Origin of the sequence: Desulfobulbus elongatus DSM 2908 (assembly GCF_000621145.1) — a bacterium.
Lineage (GTDB): Bacteria > Desulfobacterota > Desulfobulbia > Desulfobulbales > Desulfobulbaceae > Desulfobulbus > Desulfobulbus elongatus.
The window spans coordinates 1-13,442 of the sequence record NZ_JHZB01000003.1 but is presented as its reverse complement, the minus strand read 5'-3'; the positions used below and the strand labels follow the sequence as shown (position 1 = coordinate 13,442).

Below are 13,442 nucleotides of genomic sequence, written 5' to 3'. Positions count from 1 at the left end.
CCTTCAATCCAAAGCAAACGAGGCACCATGCACAACAAGGTCATTCTCTTGGTCGAGGACAACCCCCAGGATGAACTGCTGATCCGGCGGGCGCTCAGCAAGGCCAACATCGCCAACCGGATCGATGTGGTCCGCGACGGCCAGCAGGCCGTCGACTACCTGCTCAACCAGGGCGAATTCCGGCAGCCGGAGGCGCTCGAGCTGCCGGTGGTCGTGCTCCTGGACATCGGGCTGCCGAAGCTGTCCGGCCTGGAGGTGCTGAAAATCATCCGCGAGAACCGGCGCACCAGATTCCAGCCGGTGGTGATCCTCACCTCCTCGGACGAGGAACGGGACCGGTTCCGGAGCTACGAGATCGGCGCCAACAGCTTTGTCCGCAAACCGCTGGATTTCACCGAACTCGCCGACACCGTGGCGCGGCTGGGCGTCTACTGGCTGGCCATCAACGAACCGCCCCGGAACTGCACATGACCCCCCTGCGCATTCTGCTCATCGAGGACGAGGAGGCCGACTACCTGCTCATCGCCCGCCATCTCCGCACCAACGGGCTGACGGCCACCCTGCGCTGGGCAAAGGATGGCCCGGAACTGGCGGCGGCCCTGGAAACCGGCGGCTGGGACCTGGTGCTTTCCGACTACAAGGTGATCGGCCTCGATTTCAAGGACACCCTGCGCCTGCTCAACAGCCGGTTTTCCCATGTTCCCGTCCTTCTGGTCTCCGGCAGCATCGGCGAGGAGACGGCGGTGGAACTGCTGAAATCCGGCGTGACCGATTTCATCCTCAAGGACCGCCTGGCCCGCCTGATTCCGGCCATCGAGCGCAGCCTGAACGAGGCGGCCGAGAAGAGAAAACGCAAGGAGGCGGAAGAGCAGCTCAGTGCGCGGGAAGAGGCGTACCGGCACCTGTCGCAGGCCTACCGGGTCCTGCTCGACAGCGTGCCCGACGGCATCGTCCACCTTTCCCCGGACCTCAAGGTCCGCTGGGCCAACATCGCCGCCCAGCGCATGTTCGCCCTGGGAGCCGATTCGCTCGCCCCGGATTCCCGCTGCCATGTCGTCTTCTGGAAGGACAACGAGCCCTGCCCGTCCTGTCCGGTGGTGCGCAGCCTCGCCTCGCACCGGAACGAAATCGGCTACTTCGCCTCCCGCGACGACAGCCGGGAGTTCGAGATCCGGGCAATACCGGTCGCCGACCAACGGGGCGACATCGAAGGCATCATCGAGATCGTGCGGGATATCAGCGCCCATCGCAAACTGGAAGAACAATTCCGCCAGGCGCAGAAGATGGAATCCATCGGCACCTTCGCCGGCGGCATCGCGCACGATTTCAACAACATCCTCTCGGCCATCCTCGGCTATGCCGAGATCGCCCTGGAACACCTGAAGGAGGATCATCCGGCGCGCAAGAGCGTGCACACCATCCTCGAAGCCGGCCTGCGGGCCTCGCATCTCACCAAGGACCTGCTCATGTTCAGCCGCAAGCAGGTCTGCCGCAAGGAACCGGTCGACGTCAACCTGCTCATCACCCGCATCGAGAAATTCATCCGGCGGGTGATCGGCGAGGACATCCAGTTCGAGACCCGGCTGGCCAAGGAACCGCTGTGCGTCTTCGCCGACAGCCACCAGCTCGACCAGGTGCTGATGAACTTCGCCACCAATGCCCGCGACGCCATGCCCGGCGGCGGTTACCTGACCATCTCCACGGAGCGGTTGGAAATCGACCGGCGGTTCGTCGATGCCCACGGCTTCGGCCGGCTGGGGCCGCATGTCCGCATCGCCATCGCCGATACCGGCAAGGGCATGGACCAGCAGACCGCGGCCAAGATCTTCGACCCCTTCTTCACCACCAAGGAAATGGGCAAGGGGACCGGCCTGGGCCTGTCCGTGGTCTACGGCATCGTCATGGAGCATCAGGGCCATGTTCTCGTGGAGACCGAGCCGGGCAAGGGCACGGTGTTCACCGTCACCCTGCCGCTCATCGAGGAATCGAAACGGGAGGAGCCGCGCGGGGAAGACCGGGAACGTGTCCGGGGCGGCAGCGAAACCATCCTCCTGGCCGAGGACGACGGCGCCGTGCGCGAACTCTACGTCCGGGTGCTGGAACAATTCGGTTATACGGTGCTGACCGCGGTCAACGGGGAGGAGGCGGTGCGCGTCTTCGCCGGGCACCCGGACACCGTCGACCTGCTGATTCTCGACCTGGTCATGCCCAGAATGAACGGCAAACAGGCCCTGGAGGCCATCCACCGGATACGCCCCGGAATGAAGGGGGTTTTCATCAGCGGCTATGCCCCGGAAAACATTCAGCAGAAGGACCTGTTGGAGGTGCACATGGAGATCCTGTACAAGCCCGTGTCCCCCAAGGAGTTGCTGCGCGTGGTGCGGACGCTTCTGGATGCGCCGTGACCGCCGCCAAAATCGGGAGCAATTCCTGAGCGATAAAAAAGGCAGGGCCGCTTGCCCCTGCCTTTTTTTTATTGCCGTCCCGCGCCCGCAAGGCGCCGGTGGGGCGATGTTCCCGTCCGGCGCGCCTGCACGCCCGCCAGGCATTGTGCGGTCAGAACGCGAGGTCGACCCGCACATCTTCAAGGTTCGTGAAGGTCGGTGGCTGAGCTGTCCTGAATCGCATTGAAGAGGCGCTGGCCCCTCTGCACAAGCTGAAAGACCTCGGTACCCCGTTCAAGTCGCACACCTATGTCATGTATAAGAAACTCGACGTCAGCAGTGCCGCTGACGCCATCCTGAAAGCGCGGGACATGGGCCTCATAGAATATGAGCATTTACCATAGTGGCTCTAAACAAAACGCAGCATAATGCTTAATTTTGCATGTAATATCAATCAGATATTCCAAAAGAAGTCTTGCCATGCAGATGCCCCAAGTCAGCTTGATAGAATGGCAGAAACGATTCGGTACGGAGCGCAAATGCACCCAAACACTGGCCAAGGTTCGTTGGCCAAAAGGATTCCAATGCCCGACATGTGGCGGTATGAACGCGTACCCTATTGCCTCGCGCCATTTACGTATCAATGTGCCCACTGTCGTCATCAGGTCTCGATAACCGCCGACACCTTGTTTCACGCCACCAAAATTCCCCTGGTCAAATGGTTCTGGGCCACCTACCTCATGGCTTCTGATAAAGGTGGCCTCTCTGCACTGCGAGCATCCAAGCACTTAGGTGTTTCCTGGATCACAGCCCGCACCATGCTGCGCAAGATCCGACAAGCCATGGCCTACCGGGACAGCATCTATCGGCTTGCCAACCTGATTGAGTTGGACGACACTGTTGTCGGCGGCAAACGATCCGGCAAAAGAGGCCGTGGCGCCGAAGGGAAACGACCAGTGCTTGTTGCGGTGGAAACCCGGAAAAAGGGCGCCGGGTTTCTTGCCCTGCAAGCGGTCGACAGCGTGTGCACAGACACGGTCGGCAGGTTTCTCACGCGGCACCTACGCACCGGCCAGAAGGTGTAAACCGATGCGCTCCCTGCATTGAATGTTGCGGCCAAGCAGCACCAACACCAGAAAAAGGTCACTTCACCCGAAGAAGCTCATGTCTGGTTGCCCTTGGTGCATATCATGATCGGTAACATGAAAAAGTTCATCAATGGAACCTTTCATGGCGTGTCATCTCGGTACCTGCAAGAGTATCTCGATGAATTCTGCTACCGATTCAACCGGAGATTTTGGGAACCAGAACTCCCACTCCGCTTGCTCAACGCTTGTCTGGCGCATACTCCAATCAAGATTGCTGCGTTTCATTCATAGCCACTTTTACCATTGAAATATTGTACAATTTGCGGAAATGATCTTTGCAGTCAAATGTCCCGTGCGGCCCTTATCGCTTTTTCCGTGTCGCTTCAGGGAAGATGCGCAAAAGGGATTTTTTCTCAGATCCGTGGGGCGGAGCGGGGAAAAGATTCGCCCCTGCCAGGGGCGCGAAAGGCTGCGGTCTTTTCGTGTATCATGATGCAGCGCCGGCCCCTTTCCCGGCCGCGCGCGCGTGCACGCGATCCATTCAACCACCGAAGCGGTGCGGCATGACCAAGAAATCCATTCTGTTCGTCGACGACGAACCCAACATCCTGGCCGGCCTGAAGCGGACCTTCCGTTCCATGCGCAATGACAAGGACCTCCATTTCGTCGAGAGCGGCCAGGAAGCGCTCGATTTCATGGCGGACCATCCCGTGGACGTCATTGTCTCCGACATGCGCATGCCCGGCATGGACGGGGCCACGCTGCTGACCACCATCCAGCGGCAATACCCGCATGTCATCCGCATCATGCTCACCGGCCAGGCCGACGAGGAATCCATCCTGCGGACCGTGGATGTCGTCCACCAGTTCATCACCAAACCCTCGGACCCGGAAACGCTGAAGCAGGTGCTGGAGCGCGCCTGTGCCCTGCAGAATCTCATGCAGAACGAACATCTGCAGGCCCTGGCCGCCAGCATCGGCAGCCTGCCCAGCCTGCCGCCGCTGTACGCCCGCCTGTGCCGGAAGCTCAAGGAGCCGGACAGCCCGCTCTCCGAGATAGGGAAGATCATCGAACAGGACCTGGGCATGAGCGCCAAGATCCTCCAATTGGTGAATTCCTCGTTTTTCGGGTTCTTCAAAAACATAGACAGCCCATCCCGGGCCGTGAACCTGCTGGGCCTCGACACCGTCAAGGCGCTGGTGCTCAGCGTGGGGGTTTTCTCGGAACTCAACCCCATGGCGGCCAAGTCGTTTTCCGCTGCTGCCCTGTGGCGGCACAGTGTCGCCGTGGCCGCCTACGCCAAGCGCATCGCCGTGGAGGAAACCGGCTGCAAGGAACTGATCGAACAGGCCTTCATCGCCGGGTTCATGCACGATGTCGGCAAGCTGCTCCTGTTCTCGACCGTCCGCGACAAATACATCGAGGCCACCGAGCTGGCCCAGATCGAACAGGTCGCCCACTGTCAGGCGGAATATCAGATCTTCTCCGCCACCCACGGCGATGTCGGCGGTTATCTGCTCGGGTTGTGGGGCCTGACCGGCCCGATCGTGGACGCGGCCGCCTTTCACCATCGGCTGGCCCACTACCCCAAGCCCTCGCTGTGCACGCCGCTCATCGTCCACGCCGCCGACATCATCTACCACCTGCTCAATCCGCAGCAGCAGTACATCCCGCCGGCCCTCGACACCACCTTTCTCGAACAGGCGGGGAAGGCCGGCCGCTTCGAACACTGGCTGGAAGTGTGCCGGCAACTGGACCCCATCGAACTGCCATGAACGAAAAGATTCTCTTCGTCGACGACGAACCGAACGTCCTGCAATCGATCCAGCGGCAACTGCACAAGCGGTTCACCCTGGACGTCGCCGGAGGCGGCGAGGAAGCCCTGGACGTCCTCAGGGAACGGGGGCCCTTCGCGGTCATCGTCTCCGACATGCGCATGCCGGGGATGAACGGCGTGGAACTCCTGGCCAGGGTCAAGGATCTCTACCCGGATACCATCCGCCTCATGCTCACCGGCAACGCCGATCAGGAAACCGCCATCGACGCCGTCAACAGCGGCCAGATCTTCCGCTTTCTGACCAAGCCCTGCCCGCCGGCGGTCTTCGTCACCGCCCTGGCCCTGGCCCTGCGCCAGCACCGTCTGCTCACCGCCGAAAAGGAACTGCTGCAAAAAACGCTCAAAGGGTGCGTCAACGTGCTGTCCGAACTGCTCGGCGTGGCCAATCCCCTGGCGTTCAGCGCCGGTTCCCGGATCAGGCCCTCTGTCGTGGCCATGGCCACCGCCATGCGGCTGCCGCGCCTCTGGCAGTATGAACTCGCCGCCCTGCTGTCGCAGATCGGCTGTTTTTCCCTTCCCGGCGACGTGCTGAACAAGGTCTATGCCGACGAACCGCTGACCGACGAGGAGGAGGAGATGTATATCCGCCACCCCGAGGTGGGCGCGGCCCTGCTCGAACAGATTCCCAGGCTGGAAAACATCACCCGGATGATCGCCCTGCAGATGCGGTCCTTCGAGGAGTACGACGAGGCCGTCACCTCGGACCACGTCGAGGAGGTCCTCCTGGGCGCCCAGATCCTCAGGGCGGCCATCGACTACGACCGGCAACGCTTCAGGGGCGCGGACCACGAACAGGCCGTCGCCTGGATGCGCCGGCAGAAACAGCACTACAATCCGCGGGTCATGGAGGTGCTCGCCGCCGTGCAGTTCGAGTTCCAGGGGCAGTCGCTCAGCCTGAAGGTCGATCAGGTCACCGAGGGGATGGTCACCCTCGAGGATATCCTCACCAAGAGCGGGGGGCTGATCGTTCCCAAGGGCCAGACGATCACGAGGCCCATCCTCCAGGGGCTGAAAAATTTCGCCACCCAGGTCGGGGTCGTCGAACCGGTGCTGGTGCGGATCGGGCAGCCGTCGGAGGACTCGTCCGGCTGACGGGCACGCGCGGGGGAACGCCGGCGCGGGCCGGCATGCCCCGGCCGGAACCGGTGCCCTATTCCGTCGCGCCGGTCGGCAGGCGGACGATGAACACCGTGCCTTCGCCGGCTTTGGAGGTGAAGGTCAACGAGCCGCCGTGCTTGTTGGCGACCACGTCACGGCTGATGGCCAGGCCCTGTCCCGTGCCCTTGCCCACCCCCTTGGTGGTGAAGAAGGGATCGAAGATCCGGTCCTGGATGGCTTCCGGAATGCCGCTGCCGGTGTCGGCGATGTGCACCTCGACCCACGGGCCGTCGCGCCTGGTCGTGAAGACGATGGTCCCCTTGCCGGGCCGCGCTCCGCTGTTCGCGGCGCTTTCGATGGCATGGACGGCATTGACGAGGATATTGAGAAAGACCTGCCCGAGTTCGTCGGCCAGACAGCGCACCGGCGGCAGGTCGGCGGCCAGGTCGGTTTGCACCTCGGCGCTGTACTTCCATTCGTTGCGCGCGACGATGATGGTGGTTTCGATGAGCTTGTTCAGATCGTACTCCACCTTCTCCTTGCCGCTGGGATGGGAGAATTCCTTCATCGCCTGGACAATGGTGGTGATGCGGTTGATGCCTTCCCGCGATTGGCCGATGGCCGCGGGAATTTCCTCGTTGAGGTAGGGCCAGTCCACTTCCGCGAGCGTCGCCGCGAGCGTGTCGAGCGACGCGCGGAGATCGGCGCCCTGCGCCAGGGCGTCGATGCGGTCGGCCACGGTGTCCACCAGCCTTTTGACATCATGGAAGGCATCGTCCAGGAAACCGATGTTGGAGCCGATGAATTGCGCCGGCGTGTTGATCTCGTGGGCGATGCCGGCGGCGAGCTGGCCGATGGATTCCAGCTTCTGCGCCTGGTTGAGATCCCGCTCCATGACCAGCCTGTCGGTGATGTCCTCCAGCAGCCCGACCGCCTCGGTGATCGAGCCGGACTTGTTCAGGATCGGGGACAAGACGGTTCTGAAAATGCGTTCGACCCCGACCGTCTCCAGGGTGACCGTCATCTCCCGAACCTTGCCGACCCGGAACAGGTCGTCGGGGACCAACTGCTCGCCGCCGTGCGGCTGGCCCGAACGCCGGAGAAACTCCCTGAGATTGACTGGCCCGGCCGTCTCCCGCAGCAGGGGGAACCAGGTGTGCATCTGCCGGTTGATCTGCACGAGTTCCCATTGCTCGTTGAAGGTCATCACGCCGATGTGCAGGCTGTCCATGAGCGAGCGCAGCTTTTCCTCGGAAAACCGCAACGATTCCTCGGCCCGCTTCAGCCCGGTGACATCCAGGGCCGCGCCGACGATCCCGGCCGGTCTGCCGGCACTGTCGGCGAAGATCGCCTTGTGGATGATCCCCCATTGCCGGGAGCCGTTGACATGCCGCCGTTCCCGTTCGTAGATCTGCACCTCGCCCGAATCGAGGATCTCCAGGTCCCGCCGGTGCAACTCCTCCGCCACGTCCGGCGGGTAGATGTCGAAGACGGTTTTGCCGACGATCTCCTCGCGCCGCAGGGAGACGGACCGCTCGAACGACCGGTTGCACCCGAGATAGACGCAGCGCAGGTTCTTGTAATAGATGGGCACCGGAATGGCGTCGATCAGGGTTTGCAGGAAATGGAGCTGCTCGTCGAGCGAGCGGGTCCGGGCGGCCACCTCCCGCTCCAGCAGACGGGTGTGCAGCCGATCCTTCAACTCCAGGCGGTGCCGCTGCAGGGCGTTCTCGATGGTGATCAGGACCAGGTTCTTGGTGAACGGCTTGACGATGTAGCCGTAAATGCCTAGCTCCAGAATGTCCCGAACCTGGCGGGGATCGTCGAGGACGCTGGCGATGACCACGGCGGTGTCCGGATAGCGCCCCTTCACGGAATGGATCAGGTCGATCCCCGATTCCCCCGGCATGTCCAGATCGGTCAACAGCAGATCAAAGGGCTGTTCCGCCAGCAGTTCCTGGGCCTGCGCGACATTCCCGGCCCCCCGGCAGCGATGCCCGGCCTGGCTGAGGATGGTGATCAGCACCTGCAGGACATGGTGGTCGTCGTCGACGATGAGCAATGAATACATGAATCCTCCTCCGTTGGTCCGATGGCGGCCGTGGCGGCATTTCCGCCGTGGCGCGGCGCGGGGACGGCCTTGCCGCGGGCAGCCGCTGGTCGCTGGTCACCCATTCCCGCCTAACCTCTGTGCAGGATAGCCGTTCCGCGCCAAAAAGCATAGGACCTGCTCGCGGAAATGCACCCGTTTGCCGTGATCGCCGCCGTCCGGGACGCCGTACCGGCATCAAGGCAGCGGAGGCGGACAGCAACGGGCTCGTCGGCGATGGGGAATGGCATGCAACAATGCAGCGGCGGTCCGAGAAAATGGACGCCGACAGGGAGGGCAATCTTTTCCGGGACGAGATGGAACTGCCCCGGAAGACGATGAGGAAGGCGCTGGGCGGGCTGCGCAGCACGAATGCGAGGAATGCGAATCCGCTTGGGAAGTGACCGCCCCGCTCGGCGGCCACGGTTTCCCCGCGCGCCTTTCCCGGACCGGTTTCCGGGGAAGCCCGATGTCGAGTTAATGCCGCCCGATCCGGACGAAAACCGGCCCGACAGGCGGCTTCTGGCCAACTTCCCTATGCTTTTTTGATGAACGTGCCGTTGTTGAACTCCTCGAAGGCCGTTCTCAATTCCTCTTGGGTATTCATGACGATCGGCCCATACCAGGCCACCGGCTCCTTGAGCGGCATGCCCGACACCAACAGAAAACGAACCGGGGCGGCAAGGGTGGTCACCTGAATGCCGTCCCCATCGTGCTCGAACAACACGACCGTCTCCGCCTGACAGAGACAGCGCCGTTCGACGTCGCTCCATCCCTGGCCGACCATTTCATAGGCAAAGGCATCCCGCCGCTCATCGAAATACCCTTCCCCCGACAAAACATAGGCGAATGCCGTGTGCCCCGGCGGCAGGGCATGGGTGAACACCGTGCCGGCCGGCACGGCGATATCGAGCATTTCCGGTTCGATGACGATATCCCGCACCGGCCCCTCCACCCCGGCCACCCGGCCGGCCACCACCTTGACGCTCACCCCGCCGTCGAGCGCCACCTCCGGGATTTCGGCAGCCTTGATGTCCCGGTAGCGCGGCGCCATCATCTTGTGGCGGGCAGGCAGGTTGGCCCAGAACTGGAAGCCCCACATGATGCCGGTGGGGCTCAGCTTCGGCATTTCCTGATGGATGACCCCGCTGCCGGCGGTCATCCATTGCACATCGCCGACGCCGATGGCGCCGCTGTTGCCCATGCTGTCGCCATGCTCGACCAGTCCCTCCAGCACGTAGGTGATCGTTTCGATGCCCCGGTGCGGGTGCCAGGGAAAGCCGGCCAGGTATTCGTCGGGGTTGCCGGTGTGGAAGTCGTCCAGCATGAGAAAAGGGTCGAACTCGGGCACCTGGGAGTAGCCGAAGGCCCGCTTCAGGTGGACGCCCGCTCCCTCGATGGTGGGCCGGCTTTTGAGGATTTTCTTTATTTTTCGTGGCATCATGGCGCTCCTCTCCTGTTTGTGAGCAGACGATAAAATCAGTGCCGGCACACTCTGGTCGGCCTTCAGAACGCGAAGCAGGTGCAGCCGATCCCCCACAGGCCCTGGGGCCCCAGCACGGTATGGGTGTGCTGATGCAGGGGATTGCCGCAGGCGGCGGCGTGGCCCGGCATCCTGGGCGCGGCGCCCATGGCGGCATGGTGATGATGGCCGTGGCGGCAACAGCCGCCGTACACGCCGGTCGGCGCCCAGTCGGGTGATGCCGGCGGCAGGGGCGGCGCCAGTCTGGCGAACTCGTCGCTGCCGTGCACCACCTTGCCGTCCATGATGGTCAGCACCGCTTCGATCCCCTTGATCTCCTCCTCGGGGATCTGGAAATAATCGGCCGAGAGCACCGCCAGATCGGCCAGTTGCCCCTCGGCAACCCACCCCTTTTTGCCCTCGTCACCGGAGAACCAGGCGCTGCCCTCGGTATAGAGGCGCAGGGCGGCGGTCCGGTCGAGTCGGTTGTGCTCGTCGTAAAGGGAGAGACCGCCCACGGTCCGGCCGCTCACCAGCCAGTAGAGCGATACCCAGGGGTTGTAGCTGGAAACCCGAGTGGCGTCGGTGCCGGCCCCGACCGGGATGCCCATCTGCAGCATGCGCGCGATCGGCGGGGTCCGCTTGGCCGCCTCGGCGCCATAGCGGTCGACGAAATATTCCCCCTGGAAGGCCATCCGGTCCTGGATGGCGATGCCGCCGCCCAGCGCCCGGACCCGTTCCATGTTCCGTTCCGTGATGGTCTCGGCATGGTCGAAGAACCAGCGCAGCCCGGCAAAGGGAATGTCCCGGTCGATCTCCTCGAACACGTTGAGGAAGCGGGAGATGGACTCGTTGTAGGTGGCATGCAGGCGGAACGGCCAGCGGTTGGCCACCAGCAGATGGATGACCTTCTTCAGCTCCGCTTCCATCACCGGCTGCAAATCGGGCCGGGGCTCCAGGAAATCCTCGAAATCCGCCGCCGAGAACACCAGCATCTCACCGGCGCCGTTCATCTTGTAAAGGTCGTTGCCGTGGCCGGGAGAGACGATCTTGGCCCAGCCGGCGAAGTCTTCGTACTCCTCCTTCGGCCGCTGGGTGAACAGGTTGTAGGCGATGCGCAGGGTCAGCTCGCCGCGCTCGGCCAACTCCTCGACGACCCGGTAATCCTCCGGATAATTCTGGAAGCCGCCGCCGGCGTCGATGGTGCTGGTGACCCCCAGGCGGTTCAACTCCCGTATGAAGTGGCGGGTGGAGTTCACCTGGTCGTCAAAGCCGAGTTTCGGTCCCTTAGCCAGACTGGAGTAGAGGATCATGGCATTGGGCTTGGCGATCAGCAGGCCGGTGGGATTGCCGTGCCGGTCACGCTCGATCAGGCCGCCGGGCGGATCGGGCGTGTCCTTGGTGTAGCCCATGGCCCGCAACCCGGCCCGGTTGACCAGGACCCGGTCATAGAGGTGGAGCACGAAGACCGGCGTTTCGGGAGCAACGGCGTTGATCTCCTCCAGGGTCGGCATGCGCCGTTCGACGAACTGAAACTCCGACCAGCCGCCCACCACCCGCACCCACTGGGGAGCCGGGGTGCGCGCCGCCTGCTCGTGCAGCATCCGCAGGGCGATGGCCAGCGAGGGCACGCCGTCCCAGCGCAGCTCCATGTTGTAGTTGAGGCCGCCCCGGATGACATGGATGTGGGAATCGATCAGGCCGGGGATCGCGGTCCGGCCCTTGAGGTCGATGACCGTGGTCGCCGGTCCCTTGAAGGCCTGAACGGCGCGCTCGTCGCCCACCGCGACGAACCGTCCGTCCCGGATAGCCGCCGCGCCGGCCTCGGGTCGGGTCGGGTCGAGGGTGGCGATGCGACCGTTGATGAGCAGGGTATCCGCATAACTCGGTTTCATGGCGTGGCCTCCTGTGTTGTCTCGAACAACCACCGGGAAAAGAGCCTAGTCATGGCGGGCATGACCAGATAGGTCATGAGGATGATGGTGAGGGGCAGGGCCACCAGGCCGCCGGTCCAGATGGACCAGCCCCCGATCAGCGGGTTGAGGGCGATGGTGAGCAGATTGACCACCGGATAGAGCGCAAGCGTCGTGACCGCCGCCATTTTCCAGCGGGGCGGCGGCGCATGGGCATCGGGCGAGGCGAACCAGAACTCCAGGCCGTAGCCCGACTGATACCGGGTGGCATCGGCTTTCAGTCCAGCAGCCATTCGCGGCGTTCCGCCGAATTCTGCCAGGCCGCGAGATGCTCATAGGTGTCGAACTTGAAGATGACCACATACTCGCCGGTGGCATGCGACGGACGCATGACGCTCACCCCCAGATGGCCCGGAAAGCGAGTCGCCGCCGCCGAGAGGCCGCGGTGCCACTCCTCGAAGGCAGCTTCCTTTCCGGGCTGCACCTTCCATGTCGCCACGACGGTGAGCGGCCCGGAATCGCCGCTCACCTCGGGTTGCACGGTATCCGCGGTCAAGATTTGGCCCGGCTGGCCGGGGCGCCATGGACCATGGTGTAGGCGTACTCGACCCCCTGGCCGTAGGCGCCGCAATGCTCCTTCACCGTGGCGATGACGGCATCGTAGGTCTCCTTGTGGGCCCAGTCGCGCTGGTATTCGAGCAAGACCTGCAAAGAGGTGACCGGCACGCCGCCGGCCTGCTCGATCCGCCGCATCGCCGCCTCATGGGCCATGAGGCTGGTACCGCCGGAAGCGTCCTCCACGGCGTAGACTTCGTAGCCGGCCTGCATCGCCTCCAGCGCCGGAAAGGTCAGGCAGACCTCGGTCCAGAGCGCGGCAATGACCAGCTTCTTCCTGCCGGTGGCGGCGACCGCCTCGACGAACTTGGCATCTCCCCAGGAATTCATGGAGGTGCGTTCGATCGGCTCCTGGCCGGGGAAGATGTCGAGCAGCTGCGGCCACATGTTGCCGGAGAAGCTCTTGGTTTCCACAGTGGTCAGGATGGCGGGCACATTGAAAATCTTCGCCGCCTTGGCCAGGAGGATGACGTTGTTGAACAGGGTCTGCCGGTCGATGTTGGCGACGCCGAAGGTCATCTGAGGCTGGTGATCGATGAAAATGACGACACTGTTGTGCGGATTCAAAAGCTCGGTTTTCATGTGCAGGCCTCCTGAGCAAAGGTAAAATGATTTTTATTGCCAACGACCAAAAGCTAAGTGCTTATCCACAAATAATTTGCTCGCAATTTTCCTGCCACCAGCTAATATCCGTTGAAACCAAGCAACGGGGGGAGAAATGGCACGCATCAAAACCTGGGAAATTTCGGATGCATTCTGGGCGATCGTTGAACCGTTGATCCCCACAGATCTGCGAGAAGCCGGAAAAGAATATACTCGTAAGCCGGGCGGCGGCCGAAAGCCGAAGTATTCGAACCGACTCTTTTTCTCCGCAATAGTGTACGTCCTGAGGACAGGAATCATCTGGAACGCCTTGCCGCGTGAGAAATTTGAAGGCGTCAGTTCTGCTATGGTTC

General features: G+C 62.9%; 10 protein-coding genes and 2 pseudogenes. 6 read left to right on the top strand and 6 right to left on the bottom strand.

All coding sequences use genetic code 11. The features are described 5' to 3' along the window. The first annotated feature begins 27 nt into the window (after positions 1–27). From Q362_RS0102020 to Q362_RS0101995, 5 genes and pseudogenes are all read left to right on the top strand, one after another. Positions 28–471 carry a response regulator gene (locus Q362_RS0102020; protein WP_028317307.1) on the top strand — a complete coding sequence of 148 codons (444 nt, stop codon included), beginning with the start codon at positions 28–30 and terminating at the stop codon, positions 469–471. After that, complete coding sequence (locus tag Q362_RS21890) at positions 468–2,405, top strand: response regulator (protein ID WP_051553497.1); 1,938 nt, start codon at positions 468–470, stop codon at positions 2,403–2,405. The genes Q362_RS0102020 and Q362_RS21890 overlap by 4 nt, the downstream gene beginning before the upstream one ends. A gap of 459 nt (positions 2,406–2,864) precedes the next feature. Then, a pseudogene (locus Q362_RS18710) lies at positions 2,865–3,763 on the top strand (IS1595 family transposase). Between the two features lie 272 nt (positions 3,764–4,035). Further along, a complete protein-coding gene (locus Q362_RS0102000) occupies positions 4,036–5,247 on the top strand; it encodes a response regulator (protein ID WP_028317305.1) in 1,212 nt (403 codons plus the stop codon). Next, positions 5,244–6,401, top strand: coding sequence for an HD domain-containing phosphohydrolase (locus tag Q362_RS0101995; RefSeq protein ID WP_028317304.1), 1,158 nt, complete (start codon positions 5,244–5,246; stop codon positions 6,399–6,401). The genes Q362_RS0102000 and Q362_RS0101995 overlap by 4 nt, the downstream gene beginning before the upstream one ends. 58 nt (positions 6,402–6,459) lie before the next feature. Here the strand turns inward: Q362_RS0101995 and Q362_RS21885 are convergent, their stop codons facing one another. The 6 genes and pseudogenes from Q362_RS21885 to Q362_RS0101960 all read right to left on the bottom strand — a co-directional run bounded on the left by Q362_RS21885 (position 6,460) and on the right by Q362_RS0101960 (position 13,068). Next, entirely contained in the window at positions 6,460–8,478 is a 2,019-nt protein-coding gene (locus Q362_RS21885) for an ATP-binding protein (protein ID WP_051553494.1), read from the bottom strand. Positions 8,479–9,031: 553 nt separating this feature from the next. Further along, positions 9,032–9,940 (bottom strand): pirin family protein, encoded by a 909-nt coding sequence (locus Q362_RS0101975; protein WP_028317303.1) that lies wholly within the window; start codon positions 9,938–9,940, stop codon positions 9,032–9,034. Between the two features lie 224 nt (positions 9,941–10,164). Further along, positions 10,165–11,853 (bottom strand): annotated as a pseudogene (locus Q362_RS0101970) (amidohydrolase); the annotation flags it as partial. Beyond that, positions 11,850–12,164 carry a putative antibiotic biosynthesis monooxygenase gene (locus Q362_RS21880; protein WP_051553492.1) on the bottom strand — a complete coding sequence of 105 codons (315 nt, stop codon included), beginning with the start codon at positions 12,162–12,164 and terminating at the stop codon, positions 11,850–11,852. The pseudogene Q362_RS0101970 and the gene Q362_RS21880, both read right to left, overlap by 4 nt. Beyond that, positions 12,149–12,427, bottom strand: a complete 279-nt coding sequence (locus tag Q362_RS21875; RefSeq protein WP_051553490.1) for an antibiotic biosynthesis monooxygenase — start codon at positions 12,425–12,427, stop codon at positions 12,149–12,151. The genes Q362_RS21880 and Q362_RS21875 overlap by 16 nt, the downstream gene beginning before the upstream one ends. Continuing rightward, positions 12,424–13,068, bottom strand: coding sequence for a hydrolase (locus Q362_RS0101960; RefSeq protein ID WP_028317301.1), 645 nt, complete (start codon positions 13,066–13,068; stop codon positions 12,424–12,426). The genes Q362_RS21875 and Q362_RS0101960 overlap by 4 nt, the downstream gene beginning before the upstream one ends. Before the next feature lie 136 nt (positions 13,069–13,204). On the opposite strand from Q362_RS0101960, the gene Q362_RS0101955 reads away from it, so the two are divergent. Continuing rightward, positions 13,205–13,442, top strand: a 238-nt coding sequence (locus Q362_RS0101955; RefSeq protein ID WP_028317300.1) for a transposase, incomplete at its 3' end; no start/stop codon positions are given.